At 72.0% G+C, this 25,500-nt stretch carries 24 protein-coding genes; 17 read left to right on the top strand and 7 right to left on the bottom strand.

The window, feature by feature from the left end; translation table 11 throughout:
- Positions 1 to 48 precede the first annotated feature (48 nt).
- Together AC21LY_RS15850 and AC21LY_RS15845 are read right to left on the bottom strand one after the other, a co-directional pair.
- Complete coding sequence (locus AC21LY_RS15850; RefSeq protein ID WP_489047481.1) at positions 49 to 1,353, bottom strand: sensor histidine kinase; 1,305 nt, start codon at positions 1,351 to 1,353, stop codon at positions 49 to 51.
- Positions 1,354 to 1,366: 13 nt separating this feature from the next.
- Positions 1,367 to 1,912 (bottom strand): GtrA family protein, encoded by a 546-nt coding sequence (locus AC21LY_RS15845; RefSeq protein WP_489047480.1) that lies wholly within the window; start codon positions 1,910 to 1,912, stop codon positions 1,367 to 1,369.
- 117 nt (positions 1,913 to 2,029) lie between these two features.
- Here AC21LY_RS15845 and AC21LY_RS15840 point away from each other — a divergent pair, with 117 nt between their 5' ends.
- From AC21LY_RS15840 to AC21LY_RS15830, 3 genes are all read left to right on the top strand, one after another.
- Positions 2,030 to 3,256 carry a 5-(carboxyamino)imidazole ribonucleotide synthase gene (locus AC21LY_RS15840; RefSeq protein WP_489047478.1) on the top strand — a complete coding sequence of 409 codons (1,227 nt, stop codon included), beginning with the start codon at positions 2,030 to 2,032 and terminating at the stop codon, positions 3,254 to 3,256.
- Entirely contained in the window at positions 3,249 to 3,755 is a 507-nt protein-coding gene (gene purE, locus AC21LY_RS15835; RefSeq protein ID WP_489047477.1) for a 5-(carboxyamino)imidazole ribonucleotide mutase, read from the top strand. Before AC21LY_RS15840 ends, purE begins: the two co-directional genes overlap by 8 nt.
- Positions 3,756 to 3,916: 161 nt before the next feature.
- Positions 3,917 to 5,077, top strand: coding sequence for an acyl-CoA dehydrogenase (locus tag AC21LY_RS15830; protein WP_489047476.1), 1,161 nt, complete (start codon positions 3,917 to 3,919; stop codon positions 5,075 to 5,077).
- 51 nt (positions 5,078 to 5,128) lie between these two features.
- On the opposite strand, the gene AC21LY_RS15825 is transcribed toward AC21LY_RS15830, so the two are convergent.
- Both AC21LY_RS15825 and AC21LY_RS15820 read right to left on the bottom strand, forming a co-directional pair.
- Complete coding sequence (locus AC21LY_RS15825; protein ID WP_489047474.1) at positions 5,129 to 5,875, bottom strand: TIGR03089 family protein; 747 nt, start codon at positions 5,873 to 5,875, stop codon at positions 5,129 to 5,131.
- Complete coding sequence (locus AC21LY_RS15820) at positions 5,863 to 7,587, bottom strand: LCP family protein (protein WP_489047473.1); 1,725 nt, start codon at positions 7,585 to 7,587, stop codon at positions 5,863 to 5,865. Before AC21LY_RS15820 ends, AC21LY_RS15825 begins: the two co-directional genes overlap by 13 nt.
- A 121-nt stretch (positions 7,588 to 7,708) precedes the next feature.
- Between AC21LY_RS15820 and rfbD the strand changes: the two genes are divergently transcribed.
- The 5 genes from rfbD (at position 7,709) to AC21LY_RS15795 (ending at position 13,036) form a co-directional block, all read left to right on the top strand.
- On the top strand, positions 7,709 to 8,629 hold the full coding sequence (rfbD, locus tag AC21LY_RS15815; protein WP_489047472.1) for a dTDP-4-dehydrorhamnose reductase: 921 nt from the start codon (positions 7,709 to 7,711) through the stop codon (positions 8,627 to 8,629).
- A 9-nt stretch (positions 8,630 to 8,638) separates the two neighbouring features.
- Entirely contained in the window at positions 8,639 to 9,535 is an 897-nt protein-coding gene (locus tag AC21LY_RS15810; protein WP_489047471.1) for a glycosyltransferase family 2 protein, read from the top strand.
- Positions 9,532 to 10,635, top strand: a complete 1,104-nt coding sequence (manB, locus tag AC21LY_RS15805; RefSeq protein WP_489047470.1) for a mannose-1-phosphate guanylyltransferase — start codon at positions 9,532 to 9,534, stop codon at positions 10,633 to 10,635. The genes AC21LY_RS15810 and manB overlap by 4 nt, the downstream gene beginning before the upstream one ends.
- 6 nt (positions 10,636 to 10,641) lie before the next feature.
- Positions 10,642 to 11,448: an SGNH/GDSL hydrolase family protein gene (locus AC21LY_RS15800; protein ID WP_489047469.1), complete on the top strand. Its 807-nt coding sequence runs from the start codon at positions 10,642 to 10,644 to the stop codon at positions 11,446 to 11,448.
- 676 nt (positions 11,449 to 12,124) lie between these two features.
- Positions 12,125 to 13,036: an aminoglycoside phosphotransferase family protein gene (locus tag AC21LY_RS15795; RefSeq protein ID WP_489047468.1), complete on the top strand. Its 912-nt coding sequence runs from the start codon at positions 12,125 to 12,127 to the stop codon at positions 13,034 to 13,036.
- 91 nt (positions 13,037 to 13,127) lie between these two features.
- Here the strand turns inward: AC21LY_RS15795 and AC21LY_RS15790 are convergent, their stop codons facing one another.
- Positions 13,128 to 13,787: an O-methyltransferase gene (locus tag AC21LY_RS15790; protein WP_489047467.1), complete on the bottom strand. Its 660-nt coding sequence runs from the start codon at positions 13,785 to 13,787 to the stop codon at positions 13,128 to 13,130.
- A gap of 241 nt (positions 13,788 to 14,028) precedes the next feature.
- On the opposite strand from AC21LY_RS15790, the gene sigE reads away from it, so the two are divergent.
- The 5 genes from sigE (at position 14,029) to AC21LY_RS15765 (ending at position 18,359) form a co-directional block, all read left to right on the top strand.
- A complete protein-coding gene (gene sigE / locus AC21LY_RS15785; RefSeq protein WP_489047542.1) occupies positions 14,029 to 14,682 on the top strand; it encodes an RNA polymerase sigma factor SigE in 654 nt (217 codons plus the stop codon).
- A 121-nt stretch (positions 14,683 to 14,803) separates the two neighbouring features.
- Entirely contained in the window at positions 14,804 to 15,178 is a 375-nt protein-coding gene (locus AC21LY_RS15780) for a hypothetical protein (protein WP_489047466.1), read from the top strand.
- A 10-nt stretch (positions 15,179 to 15,188) separates the two neighbouring features.
- Positions 15,189 to 16,679, top strand: a complete 1,491-nt coding sequence (locus tag AC21LY_RS15775) for a S1C family serine protease (protein ID WP_489047465.1) — start codon at positions 15,189 to 15,191, stop codon at positions 16,677 to 16,679.
- A 47-nt stretch (positions 16,680 to 16,726) separates the two neighbouring features.
- Entirely contained in the window at positions 16,727 to 17,212 is a 486-nt protein-coding gene (tatB, locus tag AC21LY_RS15770; protein WP_489047464.1) for a Sec-independent protein translocase protein TatB, read from the top strand.
- A 229-nt stretch (positions 17,213 to 17,441) separates the two neighbouring features.
- Positions 17,442 to 18,359, top strand: coding sequence for a type IV toxin-antitoxin system AbiEi family antitoxin (locus tag AC21LY_RS15765; RefSeq protein WP_489047463.1), 918 nt, complete (start codon positions 17,442 to 17,444; stop codon positions 18,357 to 18,359).
- Between the two features lie 154 nt (positions 18,360 to 18,513).
- Here the strand turns inward: AC21LY_RS15765 and AC21LY_RS15760 are convergent, their stop codons facing one another.
- Together AC21LY_RS15760 and AC21LY_RS15755 are read right to left on the bottom strand one after the other, a co-directional pair.
- Entirely contained in the window at positions 18,514 to 19,650 is a 1,137-nt protein-coding gene (locus tag AC21LY_RS15760) for an Mrp/NBP35 family ATP-binding protein (protein WP_489047462.1), read from the bottom strand.
- A gap of 100 nt (positions 19,651 to 19,750) precedes the next feature.
- A complete protein-coding gene (locus AC21LY_RS15755; protein ID WP_489047461.1) occupies positions 19,751 to 20,389 on the bottom strand; it encodes a dTMP kinase in 639 nt (212 codons plus the stop codon).
- 52 nt (positions 20,390 to 20,441) lie between these two features.
- On the opposite strand from AC21LY_RS15755, the gene mtrA reads away from it, so the two are divergent.
- Genes mtrA through AC21LY_RS15735 form a run of 4 tightly spaced genes read left to right on the top strand, consistent with a single transcriptional unit; the run spans position 20,442 to position 25,349 of the window.
- Positions 20,442 to 21,128, top strand: a complete 687-nt coding sequence (mtrA, locus tag AC21LY_RS15750) for an MtrAB system response regulator MtrA (RefSeq protein WP_489047460.1) — start codon at positions 20,442 to 20,444, stop codon at positions 21,126 to 21,128.
- A gap of 40 nt (positions 21,129 to 21,168) precedes the next feature.
- Positions 21,169 to 22,857: an MtrAB system histidine kinase MtrB gene (mtrB, locus tag AC21LY_RS15745; protein ID WP_489047459.1), complete on the top strand. Its 1,689-nt coding sequence runs from the start codon at positions 21,169 to 21,171 to the stop codon at positions 22,855 to 22,857.
- The gene (gene lpqB, locus AC21LY_RS15740) at positions 22,850 to 24,646 is read left to right on the top strand and encodes an MtrAB system accessory lipoprotein LpqB (RefSeq protein ID WP_489047458.1); all 1,797 of its coding nucleotides are present in this window, start codon (positions 22,850 to 22,852) and stop codon (positions 24,644 to 24,646) included. The genes mtrB and lpqB overlap by 8 nt, the downstream gene beginning before the upstream one ends.
- Before the next feature lie 25 nt (positions 24,647 to 24,671).
- On the top strand, positions 24,672 to 25,349 hold the full coding sequence (locus tag AC21LY_RS15735) for a ComF family protein (RefSeq protein ID WP_489047456.1): 678 nt from the start codon (positions 24,672 to 24,674) through the stop codon (positions 25,347 to 25,349).
- Positions 25,350 to 25,500 lie beyond the last annotated feature (151 nt).

Here is a 25,500-nt window from a genome sequence, read left to right as displayed (position 1 = left end):
ATGACCGAGCCCGTCATGCGGGCCGTCGCCGCCGCGGTGGGGCAGGGATCAACGGGGCTCGGGCTCGCGGGGGATGCTCGGTTCCGGGGGAGCGTCGAGGTCGGCGGCGGGGAGGAAGATCGCGAACGTGGTGGGCTTGCGGCTCTGCAGTTGTAGACGGCCACCGTCGCCCTCGACGAAGGCGCGGGCCAGCGCGAGGCCGACCCCGGTCCCGTCGCCCGCCGAGTAGCCGCGCAGGAAGATGCGCTGCGCGTCACCGTCGGAGATGCTCGAGCCCTCGTCGGCGACGGTGACGAGCACGGTGTGCGCGCCGACCGAGCCGAGGGTGATCGTGACCTCGCCGCGGCCGTGTGTGAGGGCGTTGTCGATGAGGACGGCGGTCGCCTCGCGGAGGCGGGCGGGCGTCGCGCGTGCCGGGAGCGGACCGTCGGGGCCGGGCTCGACGGTGAGCCTGCGGCCCGCGCGCTCGAACGCCGGGGCGAGGTCGGTGATGAGCGGGGCGAGCTCGGCGCGCACGTCCACGCCGCCGACGGTGTACTTCTCGGTGCGGGAGGCCTTCACCATGTCGCTGACCGCGGAGGTGAGCCGGTCGACCTGGTCGAGTGCGGCCCGGGCCTCCGAGACCACCTCGGGATCGGGGTGCAGGGTCAGCTCGTCGAGGCGGATGTGCACGGCCGTGAGGCGGCTGCGCAGCTGGTGGGAGACGTCGCCGACGATCTGCCGTTCCCGCTGCAGCCGGTCGGCGATCTCGACGGTCGCGGCGTCGAGCACGTCCAGCACCCGGTCGAGCTCCTCGATGCCGTGCCGGTGCGGATCGGGCCGGAAGTCGCCGTTCGCAAGGCGCTGCGCGCGGTCGGCCATCTCCTGCACCGGATCGGCGACGCGGCTCGCGGTGACCGCCGCGACCACGACGCCCGCGGTGAGCGAGAGCATCATCACGATGAACTCGATGGTCAGCGCGCGGTACTGGTCGTCGCGCACCACGGAGTAGTCCTGCTCGATGCGCAGCACACCGGCGTCCCCGAGTGACGTTCCCTCGACCATCGCGTGCTCGAACGGCCCGCCGCCCACCGCGAGCTCGCGCGGCGCGCCGCTCCGGTCCGAGTAGGTCAGGACCAGCCGGCCGTCCGCGGGGACCAGCAGCACGAGCGCGTCGTTCGGCGGCTCGTCGGTGACGCCCGTGCGCTGCTCCTGGGCGAGGATCTCCGACGAGGCCCGCTGCAGGCGGTGCTGCAGGTCGGAACGCGCCGTGTCGTCGAGCCAGCGCCACGTGTAGAACATGAGCGGCAGGCCCAGGAAGAGGCCGGTGACCGCGACCACCGCGATGGTGGAGCGGAGGATGCGGAACCGCACGCCGCGGGCGGTGTCAGCGCTCGCCGGCGGAGGTGGGATCGCCGGCGGCGGGGATCGACTCCTGCTCCGGGGCGTCCCGCAGATCCTCCGGGAAGGCCCAGCGCCGGAGCGCCCAGAACCGGAAGGCCATCTGCAGCAGGTTGCCCACGATGTAGTTGAGCACGAAGTCGACGATGATCAGCGTGGTCGTCGAGTCGACGTCACGCAGGTGGAAGAAGTTGTTCGCGACGAAGATGGGCGCGGCCATGATGAGCACGCCGATGCCCGAGATGGCGAAGAACAGCAGTGCCTCGTGGTGCTTCTGGCGGCCGCCGCGGTGCTTGAAGCTCCACTCGCTGTTGAGGATGTACGACAGGATCACGGCGCAGACGCCGGAGAAGACCTTGGCGACGGTCGGCTTGTCGTGGAGCACGGTGAGCACGAGGCCGTAGAAGATGGCGAGGTCGAAGACCGCCGTCGTGCTGCCGACGACCGCGAACTTGATCAGCTCATGGTGCTGCATGACGAGTCCGCGAAGCGGTGCCGGGGTGCGATCCAGTATCGCCTCGATGAATGCCACGTGAGTCACTCTAACGGAACCGTGAATCGTACCGCGGGGTGTGTGACGTGGTCGGTACCGGGGCGGTGCGGTGTGCCGGGCGCTCTCGCACTGTCGTGGACCTGCGATTATGGACGGGTGAGTGATGTTCAACCGCGCCGGTCCCGGCCCGTCGTGGCCATGGTCGGCGGAGGCCAGCTGGCCCGCATGACCCATCAGGCCGCGATCGCGCTGGGCCAGTCTCTGCGCGTCCTCGCGGCCTCGCCCGACGAGCCCGCGCCCCAGGTGTGCGCCGACGTCGTCCTCGGCGACCACGACCGGATCGAGGACCTGCGCCGCGCCGCCACCGGCGCGCACGCGCTGACCTTCGACCACGAGGGCGTCCCCACCGAGCACCTCTTCGCGCTGCAGGCCGAGGGCGTCACCGTCAACCCGCCGCCGCAGGCGCTGCTGTACGCGCAGGACAAGCTGGCGATGCGGCACCGTCTGGCCGAGCTCGGAGCGCCCGTGCCGGGCTTCGCCGAGATCTCCTCGCCGGACGACGTGCGCGCCTTCTGGGAGCGGTTCGACGGTGCCGTCGTGCTCAAGGCCGTCCGGGGCGGGTACGACGGCCGCGGCGTGTGGCTGCCGGAGACGCTCGCCGAGGCGCTCGAGGTCGCGGAGGCGCAGCTCGCGGCCGGGGTGCAGTTGCTCGCCGAGCAGCGGGTCGAGCTGGCCCGCGAGCTGTCGGCGATGGTCGCGCGCTCGCCCTTCGGGCAGGGCGCCACCTGGCCGGTCGTGGAGACCGTGCAGCGGAACGGCCAGTGCGCCGTGGTCCTGGCCCCCGCGCCGAACCTCACCGACGAGGAGGCCTCCTTCGCCGAGTCGCTGGCGCTGCGCCTGGCGAACGAGCTGGGCGTCGTCGGCGTGATGGCAGTCGAGCTGTTCCAGACCCCGTCGGGCGAGATGCTGGTCAACGAGCTGGCCATGCGCCCCCACAACTCGGGTCACTGGTCCATGAACGGCTGCGTGACCAGCCAGTTCGAGCAGCACCTGCGGGCCGTCCTCGACTACCCCCTCGGCGATACCGCCGCGACCGCGCCGCTGACCGTCATGGCGAACGTGCTCGGCGCACCGTCGGAGCCCGAGATGAGCGTCGACGAGCGGCTGCACCACCTGATGGCCCGGATGCCCGAGGCGCACGTGCACATGTACGGCAAGGAGGGGCGGCCCGACCGCAAGGTGGGGCACGTCAACCTCGTCGGCGCCCCGGAGGGCGACCGGAACGACCCCGACTACGTGGCGGAGCTGCGGGAGCGGGCGGAACGCGCGGCGCACTGGATGGCGACCGCGCAGTGGACCGATGGATGGAGTGAGCATGGGTGACGGACCCCGCGTCGGATTGATCATGGGCAGCGACTCGGACTGGCCGACGATGGAGGCCGCCGCCCAGGCGCTCGCCGAGTTCGGCATCCGGTTCGAGGTGGGTGTCGTCTCGGCGCACCGCACCCCGCAGCGGATGCTGGACTACGCGAAGGGCGCCGCCGACCGCGGCGTCGAGGTGATCATCGCGGGCGCGGGCGGCGCCGCGCACCTGCCGGGCATGGTCGCCTCCGCGACCCCGCTGCCGGTGATCGGCGTGCCCGTCCCGCTCAAGCACCTGGACGGCATGGACTCGCTGCTCTCGATCGTGCAGATGCCCGCCGGGATCCCCGTGGCGACGGTGTCCGTGGGCGGCGCCCGCAACGCGGGCCTGCTGGCCGTGCGGATCCTCGGCACCGCCGACCCCGCACTGCGCGCGAAGATGGCGGCGTTCCAGGCGGACCTGGAGAAGATGGTCCTCGACAAGGACGAGGCACTGCGCCGCAAGCTCCTCGAGGGCTGATCGCGACGACCGCGCGGTGCGCAAGCGACCGTGCACCGGGCCGGTGTTGTTCCCGAGGACAACGGCGGCGGCGAATATTGGTTATGTGCGACTAACTGACCGCCGGCGCGGCATGGATAGAATCAGCGCGGACCAAACACGTAGACGCTGATGGAGGCCCCATGGCTGGCAACCCCGACTTCGACCTGTTCCAGCTCCCCGAGGAGCACGAGGAACTGCGCGCCGCCATCCGGGCGCTCGCCGAGCGCGACATCGCGCCGCACGCCAAGGACGTCGACGAGAAGGAGCGGTTCCCGCAGGAGGCGCTCGACGCGCTGGTCGCCAGCGGGTTCAACGCCATCCACGTCCCGGAGGAGTACGGCGGCCAGGGCGCCGATTCGGTCGCCACCTGCATCGTCATCGAGGAGGTGGCCCGCGTCTGCGGCAGCTCCTCGCTGATCCCGGCCGTGAACAAGCTCGGCACCATGGGCCTGATCCTCAACGGCTCCGAGGAGCTCAAGCAGCTCGTGCTGCCCTCGCTCGCCGACGGCGAGGCCATGGCCTCCTACGCCCTCTCCGAGCGCGAGGCGGGCTCGGACGCCGCGGCGATGCGCACCCGCGCCCGCAAGGAGGGCGACGAGTGGGTGATCAACGGCTCCAAGTGCTGGATCACCAACGGCGGTAAGTCCACCTGGTACACCGTCATGGCCGTCACCGACCCCGACAGGGGCGCCCACGGCATCAGCGCGTTCATGGTGCACAAGGACGACCCGGGCTTCTCCGTGACGGGCTACGAGCACAAGCTCGGCATCAAGGGCAGCCCCACCGCGGAGCTGGCCTTCGAGGAGTGCCGCGTTCCCGCGATGCGCATGATCGGCGAGGAGGGCACCGGCTTCAAGACGGCGCTGCAGACCCTCGACCACACCCGCCCGACCATCGGCGCGCAGGCCGTCGGCCTCGCGCAGGGCGCGCTGGACGTCGCGATCGACTACATCAAGGAGCGCAAGCAGTTCGGCAAGTCCATCGCCGAGTTCCAGGGCGTGCAGTTCATGGTCGCCGATATGGCGATGCGCCTCGAGGCCGCCCGCCTGATGGTCTACACCGCCGCCGCCCGCGCCGAGCGCGGCGAGCAGAACCTGGGCTTCATCAGCTCCGCGTCGAAGTGCTTCGCCTCCGACGTCGCGATGGACGTCACCACCGACGCCGTGCAGCTGCTCGGCGGCGCCGGCTTCACCCGCGACTTCCCGGTGGAGCGCATGATGCGCGACGCCAAGATCACCCAGATCTACGAGGGCACCAACCAGGTCCAGCGCCTGGTCATGAGCCGCCAGCTGCTGCGCTGATCGCAGCCGCGACGCCGAGGTCCCGCCCGCGTCCCGGCCCGCACCCGCGGGTCAGGCGACGCGGGCGGTCGCCTTTTCGGTCCCGAACTTGTCCATGAGCTTCGCGGGGTCCGGGTGCGAGACGTGGATCACCGACGCAGGGGCGGCCAGGGGCGCCAGCAGGCCGTCGTAGAGATCGTCGACGGTGCGCCACTCCCGCGTCGAGAGCACCCGGTCGCCGGGGGCGTAGCCCGCCGAGGCGGACAGCGCCGTCGAGCGGGCGAGCACGATGTCCACGTCGTCGCCCGCGAGGGCGGTGCCGGCACCGCCCGGCGTGAAGGCGTCGGGATGCACGCGGACCTCGGTGGTGTAGTCGTCGATGCCCGGCGGCAGGTCGGGCACGGCCAGGCCGAAGGCGTCGAGGCCCACGGCGAGCAGCTCGTCAGCCCCCAGATCCGAGGCCTCGTCGAGGCGGTCGGGCGCGCAGAAGGTGACCGCGCCGGGCTCGCCGAAGCGGACCTCGCACCCTGCCCACCACGCGCCGAACAGGATTCCGGCGGTCTGCCAGTGCGCCGGCAGCAGCACCCCGACGGGGTCGCCAGGGCCGAGGCCGTACTGGTCGCGCAGCAGGTTGCCGCACTTGGCGGCCCAATTGCCGAGTGTGATCGCGGAGAGGCCCATGCGGGCGCCGCCTCGATTCGGCCCGCTCGCTTCGCTCCCGGCGCCGTAGGCATCGTCGTACCAGGTGAACCGGGGTGCGGCCCCGTCGGCCTGGATGATCGGCACGAGCAGCCGGTCGGTCACCGTCAGTCCACGCACGGCACGCCTCCATCCTGCTGGGCGGTGAAGCCCGGGCGGTTGAGCAGCGAGCTGATCCGCGCCGCTTCGCTGGGATCGAGGGCCTCGGTCATGCCCGGTGCGAGCGAGGTGGTCGTCGCCGCCGAGTCGGCGCCGCCCGAGCCGCCCGACGTGCCGGGACCGCTGTAGCCGTCCCGGAGCAGCACCTTGACGTGCCCGGACTGCACCGCGCTGCTGGTGACCACGGGGAGGCCGCCGAGCAGCGCCGCCACGGCCTTCGCGCCCTGGTCGTTGGCCGAGTTCGCCAGCACGGCGCTCCTCGTGCTGGACGCGGAGTCCGACGACGAAGCGTTGCCGGTCGAGCCCTGCCCGAAGCCCTTGCCGCCGAGGAAGTTCGACACGCTGCTCGCGAGGCCCGTCGTGGAGCCCGCGTTGACCACGTCGACGGTGTACGACGAGCGGTTCACCGAGGGCACCGACGGGGCGGACGTCGTGGTGGGCTTCGGCTTCGTCTCGCCCGGCTTGTCGCCGAGCAGGCCCGCGACGTACGCCTGGACCTGCTTCGGGTCGACGACCACGACCGACTGCTGGCCGTCGTCGCTCCAGCCGTCGTCGCGCACCACGGGGATCGTCGAGAACTTGATGTTGCCCGCAGAGAGGTTGCTGAGCTGCTTGGCGAACTCGAGCACGTTCCAGTCCGCGTCGAGCGTGACCGAGCTGGTCAGGGCGTTCTGCAGCTGGCTGAGTTTGCTCGGGCTGGTGAGCGTGCCCGTGGACATGATCTTGCTGGCCAGCGAGGCCATGAAGACCTGCTGCCGGGTGACGCGGTCCAGGTCGCCGCGGGGGAGGCCGTGCCGCTGCCGGACGAAGCTCAGGGCCGCCGGCCCCTTGAGGGTCTGCTTGCCCGCCCGGAAGCGGGCGCCGGAGTACGGATCGTTGACCGGCTTCTTCAAGCAGACCTCGACGCCGCCCACGGCGTCGGTGAGCCGGGAGAAGCCGACGAGGCCGATCTCGGCGTACCGGTCGACGGAGACGCCGGTCAGGTTCGCGACCGTCTCGATGAGCGCCTTGCGGCCCTCGGCGTTGCCCTTGGCCACGGCGGTCTTCTCGTCGTCGCCCTTCGCGATGGCCTGGTCGCGGACCACGTTGGCCGCGCCGGCGAAGGCGGAGTTGATCTTGCCCTTGCCCTGGTCGGGGATCGCGACGTAGGCATCGCGCGGGATCGAGATCGCGGTCGCCGACTTCCCGTTGTTCGGGATGCGGATGAGGATGATCGTGTCGGTGTTGAGCGTCCCGTCGTCGACGCCGGCGTTGAGCCGGGCCAGCTCCTGCTTGGAGAGCGGGTTGCCCTTCGCATCGGTCCGCGAGTCCGTGCCCACGAGCAGGATGTCGGTCGCGCCGTCGGGCTTGTTGGCCAGCCCGGGGATGCGTTCGATGTCGTCCGAGAACTGCGCGACCATGAACCAGCCCACGCCGGTCGCGACCAGAACCATCGCGGTGACCAGCGCGATCAGGGCCTTACCGCTGCGCTGCAGCCGCTCGCGGGTGTCGACCGGCAGGTCGGCGGCGGTGGGGACGGACCGGGCGTGCGCCGCGATCGCGCTGTCGGCCTCGTTCTCCGCGCGGACGGTGCGCCGCTCCGGCGCCGTGCGTCCGGCTTCCGCGGCGCCGGCGCGCGCGGCGTCGGCACTCCGGGAATGGCGTGCGCCGCGGCGGCTGGGGCTGTCGGACACCCACCACTCCTCAACGTCGGGAGCGGACCGTCTGCTTCGGCCCGCATGGTCACATCTCCATAACGGTACCGACTCGCGCTGTGAACTCGCACAAACACCGCCGTGGCGTACCGTGCGCGGTGTGGACCTGGTGATCACCGGCGTGGCCGGGCAAGTGGGGTCGGCGCTGGTGACGGCGGCTGCGGCGCGGGGGTTGGCGGTGCGCGCGGTCGGCCGCGGGGAACTCGACGTGACTTCGCCACAGTCGGTCGCGGACCTGCCCGCCGGGCCGTCGACGGTGCTGATCAACTGCGCCGCGCACACCGCCGTCGACGCCGCGGAGGGCGAACCGGCGGCCGCGGCGGCCCTCAACACCACCGCGCCCGCGCTGCTCGCGGAGCGGTGCGCCGCCACCGGCGCGCGGCTGGTGCACCTGTCCACCGACTACGTCTTCGGGGTGCCGGGCCGCCCGCCGCGGCCGTGGGAACCGGGCGACCCGACGGCACCGTCGAGCGTCTACGGCCGGACCAAGCTCGCCGGGGAGCGCGCCGCGACGGCCGCGGACCCGCGCACCGTCGTGGTCCGGACCGCCTGGGTGTACACGGGACGCGCGCCCGGCCCGGACGGTAGCGCCGCCTGGGCGCGGGACTTCGTCGGAACGATGGGGCGGCTCGCCGACGACGGCGCCGCGCCGCGGGTCGTCGACGACCAGACGGGCTCGCCGACATACGCCCCGGACCTCGCGTCGGGCCTGCTCGACCTCGCCGCGCTCCTGGCCGCCGAGCCGGGGCGGCCCGGCGCGGTCCTGCACGCGGCCGGAGCGGGCACCGCCACCTGGTTCGAAGTGGCCCGCGGCGTCTTCGAGCGACTCGGGGCGGACCCCGCCCGGGTGACGCCGTGCCGCACCGTCGACTTCCCCCGGCCCGCGCCCCGCCCGGCGTACTCGGTCCTCTCCTCCGCGGCGTGGTCCGCGTGGGGGCTGCAGCCGCTTCCGGAGTGGCGGGACGCACTGGACCGGGCGCTGCGGCGGGCGGGCGGCACCGTCGGGCCGACCGACCGGTAACCTGGCCGCGTGCCCGGAACCGACTCCTCGCTGCCCACGATCGCCGTGGTCACCGTCACCTATTCGCCGGGCGAGCACCTCGAGAACTTCCTGACCAGTATCGACGGTGCCTATTCGGGCCCCGCGCCGCGCGTCCTGATGGCCGACAACGGCTCCGTCGACGGTGCGCCCGAGGCCGCCGATGCGGCCCACCCGGAGGCGGAGCTGCTGCGCACCGGCGCCAACCTCGGCTACGGCGGCGCCATCAACTACGCGGTCTCCCGCCTGGACCTGGACGCGACCGACTTCCTGCTGATCAGCAATCCCGACGTGGTCTTCGGCCCCGGCTCGATCGACGAGCTGATCGCCGCCGCCGCGCGACACTCCGATGCCGGGTCGCTGGGTCCCCTGATCCGCGACCCGGACGGCACCGTCTACCCCTCGGCGCGGACCGTGCCCAGCATGCGGTTCGGGATCGGGCACGCGCTGCTCGGCGCCGTCTGGAAGTCGAACCCGTGGACCCGCGCCTACCAGCAGTCGCAGGCCGAGATCGCCGAGCGGGAGGCCGGCTGGCTCAGCGGCTCCTGCCTGCTGGTGCGGCCGGAGGCCTTCGCGGCGATCGGCGGCTTCGACGACCGCTACTTCATGTACATGGAGGACGTGGACTTCGGCGACCGCCTGGCGCGCGCGGGCTGGCGCAACGTCTACGTCCCGACGGCGGAGATCGTGCACGCCAAGGGGCACGCGGCGGGGAAGGTGCCGGAGCTGATGCTCCCCGCGCACCACGCCTCCGCGTACCGGTTCTTCGCCGACCGGCATCCCGGTCCGGCCGCCGCGCCCCTGCGCGCGGCGATGAAGGTGGGACTGGCCGCGCGCTCGCGGATCAGTGTGCTCGCGGCGACGCGGCGACGAAAAGGGGAGAAATGACCTCGGTGGAACAGGACGCCGGTGTGGACCTCGGTGATGTCGAGGCCGTGATCCTGGTCGGCGGCAAGGGAACGCGTCTGCGCCCGCTCACCCTGTCGGCGCCCAAGCCGATGCTGCCGACCGCGGGCAAGCCCTTCCTCATCCATCTGCTCTCGCGGATCCGCGACGCCGGTATCCGCCGCGTGGTGCTGGGCACCTCGTTCAAGGCGGAGGTCTTCGAGGAGTACTTCGGCGACGGTTCCGAGCTGGGACTGGAGCTGTCGTACGTGGTCGAGGACGAGCCGCTCGGCACGGGCGGCGGCATCCGCAACGTGCTGCCCGCGCTGAAGGCGGAGAACGTGCTCGTCTTCAACGGCGACGTGCTCGGCGGGTCGGACATCCGCGCCGTCGTGCAGACGCACCGCGAGAAGGACGCCGACGTCACGATGCACCTCGTGCGCGTCCCCGATCCGCGCGCCTTCGGCTGCGTGCCGACGGACGGCGACGGGCGGGTCACGGCGTTCCTGGAGAAGACGCAGGACCCGCCGACCGACCAGATCAACGCCGGCTGCTACGTCTTCAAGCGCTCCGTCATCGAGGAGATCCCCACCGGGCGTGCGGTGTCCGTCGAGCGCGAGGTCTTTCCGAAGCTGCTCAACGACGGCCGGAAGCTCTACGGGCACGTCGACTACGGCTACTGGCGGGACATGGGCACGCCCGAGGACTTCGTGGCCGGCAGCTCGGACCTCGTGCGCGGCATCGCCCCGTCGGCCGCCCTCGACGGTGCCCGCGGCGAATGCCTGATCCACCCGGGCGCCTCGGTGGCGCCCGGCGCGCTGGTGATCGGCGGTTCCGTCATCGGGCGCGGCGCGGAGATCGGCGCCGGCGCGCGCCTCGACGGTGCCGTCGTCTTCGACGGAGTCCGGATCGAGGCGGGCGCGATCGTCGAGCGCTCGATCATCGGCTTCGGCGCGCACATCGGGCCGCGGGCCCGCATCCGCGAGGCCGTCATCGGCGACGGTGCCTCCGTCGGCGCCCGGTGCGAGCTGCTGCACGGCGCGCGGGTCTGGCCCGGGGTGGAGCTCCCCGACGGTGGCGTGCGGTTCTCGACGGACGTGTAGGGAACCATGGCCGAATACCTGCGGTACGTGGCGATCGGGGACTCGTTCACCGAGGGGGTCGGCGATCCGGACCCGACGGGGACGCACGAGTACCGGGGCTGGTCCGACCGGGTGGCCGAGGTGCTGGCCGCGCGGTCCGCGGATTTCGGGTACGCGAACCTGGCCATCCGCGGCAAGAAGATGGACCAGATCGTCGATGAGCAGCTCTCGCCGGCCCTGGAGCTGGCGCCTGACCTGGTGACCGTCTACGCGGGCGCCAACGACCTGATCCGGCCGTCGGTGGACGTAGACGCCGTGGTGGCCGCGTACGACACCATGCTGGCGCGGCTGGTGTCGTCGGGCGCCACCGTCGTCGTGTGGACCGCGGCCGATCCGCACGGCGGTGGGCTGTTCGGCGCGCTGCGCGGCCGGTTCGCCATCTACAACGAGCTGGTGCGGGAGATCGCCGCCGACCGCGGGCTGCTACTGCTCGACTACTGGCGGATGAAGGAGTACCGCGACCTGCGGATGTGGGAGTTCGACCGGATCCACATGTCCGAACCGGGGCACCTGCGGATGGCCGTCGCGGTGCTGGACCTGCTCGCGGTGCCGCATTCCCTGGAGGTTCCGGACCTGGGCCCCGAGCCGATGATCAGCCCCGCCGAGGACCGCGAGAACAAGCGCCGCTGGCGTCGCGAGTTCGCATACCCGTGGATCTCCCGGCGGGTGCGCGGCATCTCGTCGGGCGACGGCCTGCCGCCGAAGTACCCGACCCTGTCGCGCCCCGTCGGGATCGTCGCAGATGCCGACGCCGACGAAGTGGCGGGGCGGTAGTCCCGCAGCGTCTCCTGTCTGCGGAAAAAGTAAACCCGCCCCCAGAGGGGACGGGCGGTATGCCTTGATTATACCACGGGCGCGTGACTTTGACGATGAAGGAGGCATTGGGATCATCGGCGCCCTGCCCGTTCTTGACCATCACCGGCCACGACGGGTGCGTGAGTTCGGGGCGTCCGCGTTTCCCTTCGGTGGCGAGCGGTGCACAGGACGTTCGCGAGACATAGTTGCCGTACTCGATCACATCGACGGCGTCGGCAGCCACGAGTGCCCGGAGGTACACGTCCTGCTCGCGAGAGCCATCCGGATTATCTCGACCGCTCACTCGCGCAGTGCAATACACGATGTTCGAGATGAACGGGTCATTCCAGCCGGAGTGCGACGAGATGACGCGGTCGGCGAGCGATCGTAGGTTCAACCACTTCCAGCCGGTCGGGTCGTCGAGGCATTGGAACTTGCCCCGTAGTACAGATTGAACCCATCGACGTAAACCCCCACCCGCATGAAGGGGATCCTGACACGGCCACGACTCGAACTCGACCGATTCGGGCGAGACGGATATTCGAGACGGAGAGGGAGCGGCGGCGTGTGTCCGGCGTGTCGAGACATCCGCGACGTGGACGTCGGGGCGCAGTCCCGATAGATGCCAGGCGGACCGTCGGATAGCGTGACCGGAGTGGAGGTACCGGCCGGACTCGAGGCCCAGCGCAGGCTCGGACCGGAGTGGGCGAGGTGGCTGGACCGGCTGCCGCGACTGGCCGAGGAACTGTTCGGTGAGTGGCGGCTGGCACCGTCGGGCCCGGTGACGTACGGGTTCACGTCGCTGGTGGTCCCCGTCCGGGGCCCGGACGGCCGGGCCGTCCTCAAGATCGCCTTCGACGGTGCCGAGGAACTTGAGCACGAGCACCTCGCGCTGCAGTACTGGGGCGGCGACGGTGCCGTGCGCCTGTACCGCGCCGACCCCGCGCGGCGGGCGCTGCTGCTGGAGCAGCTCGGTGAGCGCGATCTGACGGGGGAGTGGGACCTGCACGCCTGCGAGATCGTGGCGGGGTTCTACGAGCGGTTGCACCGGCCGGCACCGGGGCGGCTGCGGCCGCTCACCGACTACCTGCGGAGGTGGCTCGATGCGCTGGAGGTGGACCGTCGGGAGGTGCCCGTGCCGCCGCGGTTGATCGATCAGTCGTTGGCCCGAGGCCGGGCGTTCGTGGAGGATCCGGCGTCGGTGGGGCGGATCGTCCACGGCGACCTGCACTACGAGAACGTGCTCTCCGCGGAGCGGGAGCCGTGGCTGGTGATCGACCCGCAGCCGATGTCGGGCGACCCGCACTACGAGGTGGCCCCGCTGCTGTGGAACCGGTGGGACGAGATGTCCGGCTACCTGCGCGAATCGATCCAGCGGCGGTTCTTCACCGTGGTCGAGGCGGCGGGGCTGGACGAGGACCGCGCCCGGGACTGGGTGATCGTGCGGATGGTCCTGAACGCGCACTGGGCCGTCGAGGACGCCCGCCGCCTGCACCGCCCGCTCGACGCCGACGAGCGGGACTGGATCACGCGCTGTGTCACGGTCGCGAAGGCGGTCCAGCGGTGAGTTGCGGCTCCGGGCGGGTGAGCGAGCGGTATCGTCCCGGCGCTGTGCAATCGTGACGTCGGGGCCAAGGCGCCGGCGGAACGGGAGGCGCTTACGCGTCCGGGACGAAGGCTTTCGCGGCGGCGACGAGGCCGCCGCCGAGGGGGAGGATCACGGGGAGGAGGTTCTCGTCGGCGGCGATGATGCGGGTGGCCTCGCGGGCGGCGAAGGCCTCGTCGTCGTACGCCTCCGGATCGGGGATGCGGTAGCCCGCGTCGCCCAGGTTCACCACGACCACGCCGCCCGGGCGGAGCAGGCGCACGGCGTCGATCACGTACCGGGGGTGGTCGACGGGCTCGCCGTCGATGAAGATCAGGTCGTAGGCGGCGTCGGCGAGGCGGGGGAGCACGTCGAGCGCGTGGCCGTTGATCAGCCGCGTGCGATTCGCGGCGACCCCGGCCTGCTGGAAGCCGACCTTCGCGGCGGCCTGGAACTCCTGCTCCGAATCGATCGTCGTGAGCACGGCGTCGGGGCGCATGCCCGAGAGCAGCCACAGCCCGCTGATCCCGGCGCCGGTCCCCACCTCGACCACGGACTTCGCCCCACCGGCGGCCGCGAACACCGACAGCATCGCGCCGACGGCGGGCGAGACCGCGTCGACCCCCAGGTCGGCGGCGCGCTCGCGGGCCGACGACATCGCCTCGTCCTCGACGATGGCGTTCTCGGCGTACGTGACGAGGGCGGATGCGGCGGCGAACGGGGCGTTGGACACCCCGCGATCCTATCTCGTCGCCCTCCCGCAACCCGGCCGTGACGCGATCGTTAGCACCGGCGGTCGCATGCACAGGCAACACTCAGGGAGGAATCAGCGCTCCCACACCGCGGCAGGGAAAGGTATCGATCAGTGAAGAACGCCCGCCCGGGGATTGTCGATCGTGGGAACAAGACGGTCGTCCGGGGCGTTCTGCAGTGATGAGCGCCCCGCCGTCCGGCGGTGGCACGAGGAGGAGCGCATGGCCCTGGCCCGCAAGGCCGGACCCCGGCAGGAGTCGCAGCCCGAGGTTGCGTACGCGACGTTCGATGACGCGCGCGCTGCCGAACCCACAGGTACCGCGGCGTTTGACGCGTCCGGCGACCGCTCGGACATGCCGTCGTGGGACGAACTGGTGCGCGAGCACGCCGACCGGGTGTACCGCCTCGCCTACCGCCTCTCCGGTAACGCGCAGGACGCGGAGGACCTCACCCAGGAGACCTTCATCCGGGTCTTCCGCAGCCTCCAGAACTACGAGCCCGGAACCTTCGAGGGGTGGCTGCACCGCATCACGACGAACCTGTTCCTCGACATGGTCCGGCGGCGCAACCGCATTCGCATGGAGGCCCTCCCGGAGGACTACGAGCGGGTACCGTCGTCCGACCCGGATCCCGGCCAGATCTACGCCGACGCCAACCTCGGGCCCCAGCTGCAGACCGCGCTCGACGCGCTCGCGCCGGAGTTCCGCGCCGCCGTCGTCCTGGCCGATATCGAGGGGCTGAGCTACGAGGAGGTCGCGGCGACGCTCGGCGTCAAGCTCGGCACCGTCCGCTCCCGCATCCACCGCGGCCGCAAGTCCATCCGCGAGGCGCTCGCGAATCAGGGGCTGAACAGCAGCGCCGCGCTGGCCTACTGAGCGCGGGCCCTGCGTAGTCGGGGGAACTCTGCGGCGACCGGCGTCGTTGAACCGATGTGTGCAGGTACTGTGGCGGTACCAGCGCCGTACGGCCGTCGGATCGAGCAGAGAGGGAGGCGTCGTGGAGCACCTCAGCGGCAGTTTCAAGCGCGCCTTCGCGCGTCGTCCGGGTGAGTTCTCGTCCACGGAGCACCTCGCGTACGAGGCGGTCGTCGCCTTCGTCGACGGTGAGCTCCGGATGAACGCACACCTGCGCGCCGGCAACCACATCGCCGAATGCCCCGTGTGCGCCGCGGAGGTGGACGCGCAGCGTCAGGTCCGTACCGCGCTCCGCGAGTCCGGCGAGATCACCGTGCCGCACCGGCTGCTGGGGCAGCTCACCCAGATCCCCAGCGCGTGCCACGGTGCGCAGCCCTTCGAGGGCTTCCCCACCTTCTCGCCGTCCTCGCGACGCGACGAGCGCAACAAGCGCGGCCGGCGGCGGAACGCTCGGTAGATTCGAATCCGTGACCCCCGATCCCGACGGCAGTCCGCACACGTCCGACGCCACGCGCCCCCGCCTGGAGCCGCGCCCCACGTACCGTCCGTCCGTCTCCGAGGGCGAGCAGGTCGTCTTCGGCCGGCCGGACGGGGTCGACGGTGCCTTCGCCCCGGAGTCCGTCCGCCGGGCCGCCGATCGCGGCCCGCAGCCGCGGGTCGCCGCGCCCGATCCCGTGCTCGCCGAGGCCTTCTCGCGCCCTGCCGGCGCCACCGAGGCGCTGCAGCGTGATCCGTACGCCGGCCCGCTCGCTCCCGATCCCGAGCCGGAGCCGGAGGACCCGTGGCGGGACACCGCATCGCTCGCCGCGCTCGGCGAACCGGGGGTGAAGGCGCCGCCGCGACCCGTGCCGCAGCCGGATCCGGAGCAGCTCGGCGTCCGGGACGTGCTGTTCGGACGCCGCGTCTCGGTCCGCGCGCTCGTCGTACTCGGCGTGATCGCCCTGGTGATCGGACTGCTCGGCGGAGCGATCGGGCGGATCACCGGCAGTACCGTGCAGCAGCTCACGGACTCGCGTGTCACGCTCCCCGTCGACGATACGAAGATCACCGATCAGGGCGCGGTCGCCGCCATGGTCGCGAAGGTCGGGCCCAGCGTGGTCACGATCGAGGTGCGGACGAAGACCAGCGGCGAGACGGGCTCCGGTTCGGTCATCGACGCCCAGCGCGGCTACATCATGACGAACAACCACGTCGTCGAGACCGCGTCCACGAACAAGGACGCCAAGATCGAGGTCGTCTTCTGGAACGGCACCCGCACGCCCGCGCAGCTCGTGGGAACGGACCCGTACACCGACGTGGCCGTGGTCAAGGTCGGGGTCAACGGGCTGCAGCAGATCACCCGCGGCGACTCCAGCCAGCTCGTCGCCGGCCAGGAGGTCGTGGCGATCGGCTCGCCGCTCGGGCTGCGGCGCACCGTCACCTCCGGGGTGGTGTCCGCGACGCACCGTCCGGTCCAGGGGCCCGCGAACGGGCCCAACCCGCCCGCGACCTTCGACTCGGTCCAGACCGACGCCGCCATCAACCCCGGTAACTCGGGCGGGCCGCTGCTCGATCTCAAGGGCCGGCAGATCGGCATCAACACCCTCGGGCTCGCCCCGGGCGGCGGCTCGATCGGTCTCAACTTCGCCATCGCGTCCGACGTCGCCTTCCCGATCGCCGAGGCGATCATCCGCGGCGACAAGGTCGTCCACGCAGACCTGGGGATCAACGGCCGCGAGGTGAGCAACGAGACCGCGTCGGGCGTGCGGGTGGAGAACGTCAAGAAGGGCGGCGCCGCCGAGAAGGCCGGCATTCGCGAGGGCGACGTGATCACCAAGGTGGGCGACACCGAGGTCGCCGAGCCGGCCGACGTGATCGTCGCGATCCGCGCCGTCGGCGTGGGCAAGCAGACGACGGTGACCGTCGCCCGCGACGGCCGGCAGGTGCCGATCACGGTGACGCCCGAGGCGATGAGCTGACCCGCTGCGGAGTGCACGCGGTCCTACGCTTCCCGTAGCATGACGGGGTGTTCTCGAATCTCGGCATGGGGGAGATCCTCATGCTGGTCGTGGTGGGTCTGGTGATCCTGGGGCCGGAACGGCTTCCGGGCGCGATCAACTGGTTCTTCACGACGCTGCGCAAGGTACGCGAGTACGCCACCGGCGCGACGCAGCAGCTCAAGGACGACATGGGCGGCGACTTCGATGCCATCCGCGAACCCCTGCAGCAGATCCAGAACCTGCGCGGCATGACGCCGACGGCCATCGTCACCAAGCACCTGCTGAACGGCGACGACACCGTCATCCGGGAGATGGGCGAGCAGGTCCGCTCGACCGCCGATGCGCTGAACCTGCGCAAGGCGGTGGATGCGGCGGCGTCCCCCGCGGTGCCGGCCCCGTCGGCCCCGCTCGAGGTGCCGTCGGAGCCCACGCAGCGCCCGCCGACGATGCCGCGGATCCACAAGCCGCTCGCCCCCGAGGAGCGCGCCCCGTTCGACGCCGACGCCACGTAGCGCGGGTTCCCGCGCACGCGGCGCGGATCTGCGCACGTCCCGCGGCCATCCGCGCACACGGCGCGACTGTGCGCACGCGGCACGTGCGCACAGCCTCGGCGGATGCGCGGGAGCCTCCCGCGCACGCGGCGCGCAGCGGCCCTGTGGATAACCAGAGATCTGTGGACGAATCGCGAAACTCCCAGGTCGTGGCCGGAGTCGCACGGCGGCGGTGTGGTCGACTACCGGCATGGGGAGAATTCTGACGCGCGAGCACCTGCTCGCCACGGGCTGGACCAGCGACATGATCACCGCAGCCGTGCGCGACGGCCGGCTTATCAGGCTGACGACGGCGATGTACTGCGTGCCGGTGGAGGAGGAGGCGTGGGTGGCCTACCGGACGCGGGTGCTGGCGTTCGCCCACAACTGGAACGGGGTCGTCAGTCACGAGAGCGCAGCGGCGTTGCACGGCATCCCGTTCCTGAAGCCGACCCGCACGCAGATCCACTTCACCGTCGACCGCGAGGGCGGCGGCTGCGTGCGCGGCGATGTGCACGTCCACGCACGGCCGCTCCCGCCTGAAGACGTCGTCCTCGTCGACGGGGTCCGGGTGACCAGCCGATCTCGTACCGCCCTCGACATCGCGCTGCTCAACGACCTCCACCGCGGGGTGTGCGCGATCGACGCCGTTCGACTCGAGCGGCGGTACCCGCTGGCAACGGACCCCGAGCCGGTCTCCCTCGCGGACCTGAACGCCGGGCTGACCGCGCTCGGTCGGCGGCGCGGGGTCGCGACCGCCCGCTGCGCGATCGAGCTGTCGGTCGACCGCAGCGAGTCGGCGGGCGAGTCGCTGTCCCGGATGCAGATGCTGACCTGGGGATTGCCGGCCCCGGCGCTCCAGACCGAACACATCCTGGAAGGCTTTCAGTACTTCGCGGACTTCGAATGGGGCGGGCTCGTCGGTGAGTTCGACGGTCGCGTCAAGTACGGCGACGACGATGCGGAGGTCGAGGAGGCGCTCGACCGCGAGAAGGAGCGCCAGGAGATGTTCGAGCGCGCGGGATTCGAGGTCGTCCGCTGGCGATGGCGCGTCCTCAACACGGCCGGAATGCTTCGACAGCTGCTGGTCCCCGCGTTGGAGCGGCACGGCTTCCGGGTGGCCGCGTGACTCCGGGAGCCCGCGCGCCGCGTCTTTCCGCGCATCCAGCGCGACTACGCGCACGTCCCGCGGACATCCGCGCACACGGCGCGACCACGCGCACGCGGCACGTGCGCACAGCCGCGGCGGATGCGCGGGAGCCTCCCGCGCACGCGGCGCGGGACTACAGGTGGCGCGTGGTGTCGATACCCAGCGACATGCCGGCCAGCCCGCGCTTGCGGACGGCGAGCTTGTCGGCGATGGCGCGCAGGGCCGAGCCGGTGGGGGAGTCCGGCGCCGAGAGCACCACCGGGACACCGCCGTCGCCGGCCTCGCGGAGCTGCGGATCCAGCGGGATCGACCCGAGCAGCGGCACGTCGGCGCCGACCGCACGGCTCAGCCGGGAAGCCACCTGCTCACCGCCGCCGGACCCGAAGACGTCCAGCACGGAACCGTCGGGCAGCGTGAGACCGGCCATGTTCTCGATGACCCCGGCCACCCGCTGACGGGTCTGCAGCGCGATGGCCCCGGCCCGCTCGGCGACCTCGGCGGCCGCGGTCTGCGGGGTCGTGACCACCAGGATCTCCGCGCCGGGGATCAGCTGCGCGATGGAGATCGCGACATCGCCGGTGCCGGGCGGCAGGTCGAGCAGCAGCACGTCCAGATCGCCCCAGAAGACGTCGGCGAGGAACTGCTGCAGCGCGCGGTGCAGCATCGGACCGCGCCACACGACGGGGGTGTTGCCCGTGGTGAACATGGCCACCGAGATCACCTTCACGCCGTGCGCCTGCGGCGGCATGATCATCGAGTCGACCTGCGTGGGCCGCGCGTCGGTGCCCATCATGCGCGGCACGGAGTGGCCGTAGATGTCGGCGTCGAGCACGCCCACGGACAGTCCACGCGCCGCGAGCGAGGCCGCGAGGTTCACCGTCACGGAGCTCTTGCCCACGCCGCCCTTGCCCGACGCGACCGCGTAAACCCGGGTCAGTGAGCCGGGCTGGGCGAACGGGATCACGGGTTCGGCTTTGTCGCCGCGCACCGTCTTGCGCAGCTCGGCGCGCTGCTCGTCGTTCATCACGTCCAGCTCGACGCGCACCTCGCCGGTGCCGGGCACGTCCGCGACGGCCGTCCGCACCCGGTCGACGATCTGGGTCCGCATGGGACAGGCGGAGGTGGTCAGGTACACCTCGACGTCCACGGACGAGTCGGCCTGCACCGCGACCGACTTCACCATCCCCAGATCGGTGATCGGCTTGCCGATCTCGGGGTCGTTCACGGTGGCCAGGGCCGACCGGATCGCGTCTTCGGTAACCGCACTCATAGCGCCCCCATCGTATCCGCAGGCCCCGGTGCGGGAAATCCGCAGTACCGCGGGCACGGCCCGCGGGCCCGACGGTGCCCCGCCCGGACCGTGCCGATCCTCAGCCGAGCGCGACGATCGCCTCGGCGAGCAGCTCCGGGGCATCGTCGACGCCGTGCACCCGCCACGGGGACACCCAGCTCGCGGCGGCCAGACCGCTGTAGACCGCGCCGGTGCGGGCCTGCAGGTCGGCGTCGCGCTCGTAGGCGTCGCGTTCGCGGGCGGCGTCGACCGCCTCCCGGGAGAGCGCCCGCTCGGCGGCGATGCCCACCGGCACGTCGAGATAGACCTGCAGGTCGGGGACCGGAAGACCGAACCGCCCGAACTCGAGGTCGCGGACCCAGGCGGCCACGGCACCGTCGGCGCCCTCGCCCAGGCGGGCCGCGCTGTACGCCGCCGAGGACGCCGCGTACCGGTCGAGTAGCACGACGTCGTGCTCGGCGAGCGCGGCGCGGATGTCCGGCGCCGCGGCCTGGCGATCGAAGGCGAACAGCAGGCCCATGCCGTACACCGAATCGGCGACGTCGCCGTTGCCGCCGCGCAGCGCCTCGGCGGCGAGATCGGCGAACTGCGTGCCGTACCGCGGGAAGGCGAGCGCGGTCACCGTCAGGCCCCGGCCCGTGAGCAGCCCCGTGACCGCCCGGGTGAGAGTGTTCTTGCCGGCCCCGTCGAGGCCTTCGATCGCGACCAGTCGTCCCATGGGGAGGATCGTAAGGTGTCGTAAAAGCGGGAAGCCGGACGACAGTGACACTATGGATGCCATGAAACCCCGGATCCTGGTGATCGACGACGATCCCGCGCTGGCGGAGATGCTCTCCATCGTGCTGCGCAACGAGGGCTTCGACTCGACGGTGGTCGGTGACGGCACCCAGGCGCTGAGCGCCGCGCGCGAGTTCCGGCCCGACCTGGTGCTGCTCGACCTCATGCTGCCGGGAATGAACGGCATCGACGTGTGCCGGGTGCTGCGCGCCGATTCCTCCGTGCCGATCGTGATGCTCACGGCGAAGGCCGACACCGTCGACGTGGTGCTCGGTCTCGAGTCCGGGGCGGACGACTACGTGATCAAGCCCTTCAAGCCCAAGGAACTGGTCGCGCGCGTGCGGGCCCGGCTGCGCCGCACCGACGACGAGCCCAGCGAGCTGCTGTCGATCGGCAACGTGATCATCGACGTCCCGGCGCACAAGGTGACCCGCGACGGCGAGGTGATCCAGCTGACCCCGACCGAGTTCGACCTGCTGGTCACCATGGCCCGCAAGCCGCGGCAGGTGTTCACCCGCGACGTGCTCCTCGAGCAGGTGTGGGGCTACCGGCACCCCGCGGACACGCGCCTGGTGAACGTCCACATCCAGCGGCTGCGCGCGAAGATCGAGAAGGACCCGGAGAACCCGGAGATCGTGCTCACGCTGCGCGGCGTCGGCTACAAGGCCGGCCCGGCATGACGCGCGGGGCCGCCCGCGGCGCCGCCGGAGCCGGTTCGGCATGACCCGGTCCCGCCGGTCCGAGGCGATCGGGCGGGCGCGGACGGCGTGGCAGTGGTTGCGCGAGCGGGACCCGGCCGACCTGCTGCGCGACGGCGTGCGCTTCGCCGGCACGGGCCTGGCGTACGCCGGGCGGGTGTGGCGCCGCTCGCTGCAGCTGCGGGTGGTCACCCAGACCCTGGTGCTCAGCCTGACGGTGCTGCTGCTGCTCGGCTTTGTCCTCACCTCGCAGATCACCAACCAGCTCGTCGACGCGAAGCTCCAGGCGGGCAAGGAGGAGACGGCCCGGGTCAAGCAGAGCCTGGAGATCGCGCTCGCCCGCACCGAGCCGCGCACCGAGGGCGTGGACTCGGTGCTGCGCCGGGTCCGGTCCAGCCTGGTCAGCCAGGGCCTCGACGTGGGGCCGACCGCCGCCCGGTCCGGCAACTACGACCCGGTGCTGATCGTGCCGCAGGGCCCCGGCAGGCAGTCCATCGTCTCCGGCAGCGAGAGCGAGGTCCCGCAGGCCCTGCAGACCTTCGTGCGCAGCGGGCAGGCGGCGGTCCAGCACGCGACGGTCACCGACAGCACCGGCCGCTACGGCAAGGTGCTGGTGATCGGCACGCCCGTCCAGTCGACGATCCCCGGGCTGGAGCTGTACCTCGTCTTCCCGCTGACGCAGGAGGAGAACACCCTCAACCTGATGCAGGGCACGCTGTACACCGGCGGCGCGGTCCTCGTCCTGCTGCTCGCGGCGGTCAGTCTCCTGGTCGCGCGACAGGTGGTGCTCCCGGTGCGGTCGGCCGCGCGGATCGCGGTGCGCTTCGCGGAGGGCAGGCTCAAGGAGCGGATGCCCGTCCGCGGTGAGGACGACATCGCGCGGCTCGCGATGAGCTTCAACGACATGGCCGAATCGTTGTCCAAGCAGATCGGCCAGCTGGAGGAGTTCGGCGATCTGCAGCGGCAGTTCACCTCGGACGTCTCGCACGAGCTGCGGACCCCGCTGACCACCGTGCGGATGGCCGCGGACATGATCGCGGACTCCGCCGACGAGCTGGACCCGGGCCTGCGCCGCACCACCGAGCTCATGGTCAACGAGCTCGACCGGTTCGAGACGCTGCTCGCCGAGCTGCTCGAGATCTCCCGGCACGACGCCGGCGTCGCCGAGCTGCACGCCGAGAAGATCGACATCGAGGTGCCGATCGCCTCCGCGCTCGCCACCGTCCGGCACCTGGCAGAGCAGTCCGACACCGAACTCATCCTCGACATGCCCGACGATCCGGTGATCGTCGAGGCCGACACGCGGCGCGTCGAGCGCGTCCTGCGCAACCTGCTCGCGAACGCCATCGACCACAGCGAGGGCAAGCCCGTGATCCTCACCATGCGCGCCGACGACGAGGCGGTCGCGATCACCGTCCGCGACTACGGGGTGGGCCTGCGCCCCGGCGAGGAGAAGCTGGTCTTCAACCGGTTCTGGCGCTCCGACCCGTCGCGCGTGCGCCGCTCCGGCGGGACGGGCCTTGGCCTGGCGATCAGCATCGAGGACGCGCGCCTGCACAGCGGCCGCCTGGAGGCCTGGGGCGAGCCGGGCAACGGCTCCTGCTTCAGGCTGACCCTGCCGCGGGTCCGCGGCGGCAAGGTCACCGTCAGCCCCCTGCCCCTGAAGTCGATGACGCGGCGCGGGTCCGAGGGGGTGCAGGGCGATGCCTAGGCCGCTGCGCGCGCCCGCGGTGCGGGCGCTGGCGATCCTGCTGGCGGCGCTGGTCGCGTTCGCCGGCTGCGCGACCATCCCGGAGTCGGCGCCCCCGCGGGCCATCGGCGACCTGGGCGGCGACGCCGCGCCGCCCGACCGCGACCTGTCGCCGCCCCGGGACGCGCAGCCCGAGCTGATCGTGCGCGACTGGCTCAAGGCGAACGCCGTCGCGGACGGCAACTACGCCGCCTCGCGCAGGTTCCTCGTGCAGAACGCGAACTGGCAGGTGCCCCAGCGCGCCGTCGTGGTCAAGGACATCGACGTGCTGCCGACCGAGCGCAGCGCGGACTTCATCAAGGCGACGGTGCGCGCCCAGACCACGGGCTTCCTCGAGGCGGACGGGACCTTCTCGCCGGCGCTGCAGTCGATCACGCAGAACCTCCAGCTGGTCAAGGTCGACGGGCAGTGGCGCATCCAGGGGATCAGCGACGTCGGGAACGCGCCGATGCTGGTGATCGACACAGAGCAGTTCCGCGTCGTCTACCGCCGCTACCTGCTCTACTTCCCCGATCCGACGGGCCGCACCCTGGTGCCGGACGCGCGGTGGCTGGCGGCCCCTCGCTCCCGGCTCGCGGCCGACCTGCTGATGCTGCTGGTCCGCGGGCCCCGCGCCTCCCTGCGCAACGCGGTCCTCAATCCCTTCGGCACCAATGCCGCGATCCGCGGCGCGGTCACCGACGCGCAGGGCGACCAGCGGGACCCGGGGGTGGGCTTCGCCGGAGTGCGGGTCGACTTCACCGGGCTGCCGCGGGTCGAACCCGATGCCTCCCGCCTGATCGCGGGCCAGGTCGTCTGGAGCCTCGCGGGCGCGGAGGTGCAGGGACCGTACGTGATCACCGTCGACGGTGCCCCGCTCGACGACAAGCACCAGTCCGGATGGAACCGCAACGACGTCGCGTCGCTGAGCCCCAATGCCTCGGCCGATCTCTCGGTGGGCCTGCACGGCGTGCTCGACGGCAGGTTCGTCAAGGTCGTGGGCAACCAGGTCACGCCCGTCGCCGGCCCGCTCGGGGCGAGCACGTCGATCCGCTCGGTGGGATTGTCGGGGTCGGGCCGGCAGGTGGCCGCGGTGCTCGACACCGGTGCCCGGGGCGGTCCCGGCACCGCACTGTCGATCGGCCCGTACGGCGGCGTCCCGATGCAGGTGCTCACGGCGACGTCGATGACGAGGCCGTCGTGGACGCCGGACGACACCACGGTGTGGACGGTGCTCGAGGGGAACCGCGTGGTCCGGGTCCGGCAGGACCAGACGACCGGCGAGGTCACCACCTCGGACGTGGACTCCGGCGAGGTGGCCGCCGCCGCTCCGGGGCAGATCACGGACCTGCGGCTCTCCCGCGACGGTGTCCGGGTGGCGCTGGTCGTGGGCGGGGTCGTGCTGGTCGGCGTGGTCGAGACCGCGCCGAACGGGCAGAGCCGGATCACCCACCTGGCCTCCGCGGTGAACGACCGGGAGCCGGTCGCGTCGTCGGTCGACTGGCAGTCCGGGGACCAGATCTTCATCGGCCGCAACACCTCCGATTCGCCGGTGCTGCTGGTGAAGTACGACGCCGGCGATGTCGCGGCGCTGCCGAGCCGGAACCTCTCGCCGCCCGTTTCCAACATCGCCGGGACGATGAACGCGGTGTACGCGACGGACTCCTCGGGGGTGTGGGAGATCCGCATCGGTCCCGACAGCGACGAGCAATACTGGAGCCAGGTGGATCGCCTGGCGGGGGGCCGGGCGAACCCGGTGCTGCCGGGCTGATCCTCCCCCCGGACGGGGGAGAGCGATGCGGTTCGTCGGGCAGATTCTCGGGGGCGTCGACGACCTCGTCGAACTCGCCGTGCCCCGCACCTGCGGCGGTTGCGGCTTCCCCCGGGTGCGGTGGTGCGCGCGGTGCGAGCGCGCCCTGCACGACGTCCCCGCCCGCATCCGCACCACCCTGGACGCCGGGACGCCCGTCTGGACGCTGGGCCGGTACGACGGTCCGCGGCGCCGCGCGGTGCTGCAGCTCAAGGAGCGCGGCCGGGGTGATCTGGCCGTCCCGCTCGGACGGGGCCTGGCCCACGCCCTGGTGCGCCTGCGGGCCTGGGGCGAGGTCGGCGGCCCGGGGGACGCCCTCGTCCTGGTTCCCGCACCCACGACGGCGTGGGCGGCGCGCAGGCGCGGCGGCGACGTGGTGACCGCCGTCTGCCGCGCCGCGGCCCGGACCGCGGCGCCGGTCTGCCCGATGACGGTGTCGCCCGTCCTGCGCTCGGTGGGCGCCGCCGAGTCCGTGGGGCTGGGGGCGGCCGCGCGGGCGGCGAACGTGCGCGGCACCGTCCGGGTGCGCGAGTCGCCGGGCACCGGCACCGTCGTCCTGGTGGACGACGTGGTGACCACCGGGGCCACCCTCGCCGAGTCCGTCGCCGCCCTGGCCCGACGGGGCGTCCCCGTCGCCGCCGCGATCACCCTCGCCGCCGCCTGAGCGGCCACCGCGATCGCCCGCGTCCCCGGTGGTCGGTGACGCGCCGGTGAATTCACAGCGACCAAATCCTGGCGGGACTGGAGAACGCGGGCTATCTTCGGGGGTACCTTTCCGGTTCGAGAAACAGGAGGTGATGTCGCACTTCCCTGGC

The sequence above is a fragment of the Tsukamurella sp. II2bb genome (assembly GCF_057815145.1).
Note: the sequence above shows the minus strand (reverse complement) of the source record. Positions and strands in the feature narration are given on the sequence as shown.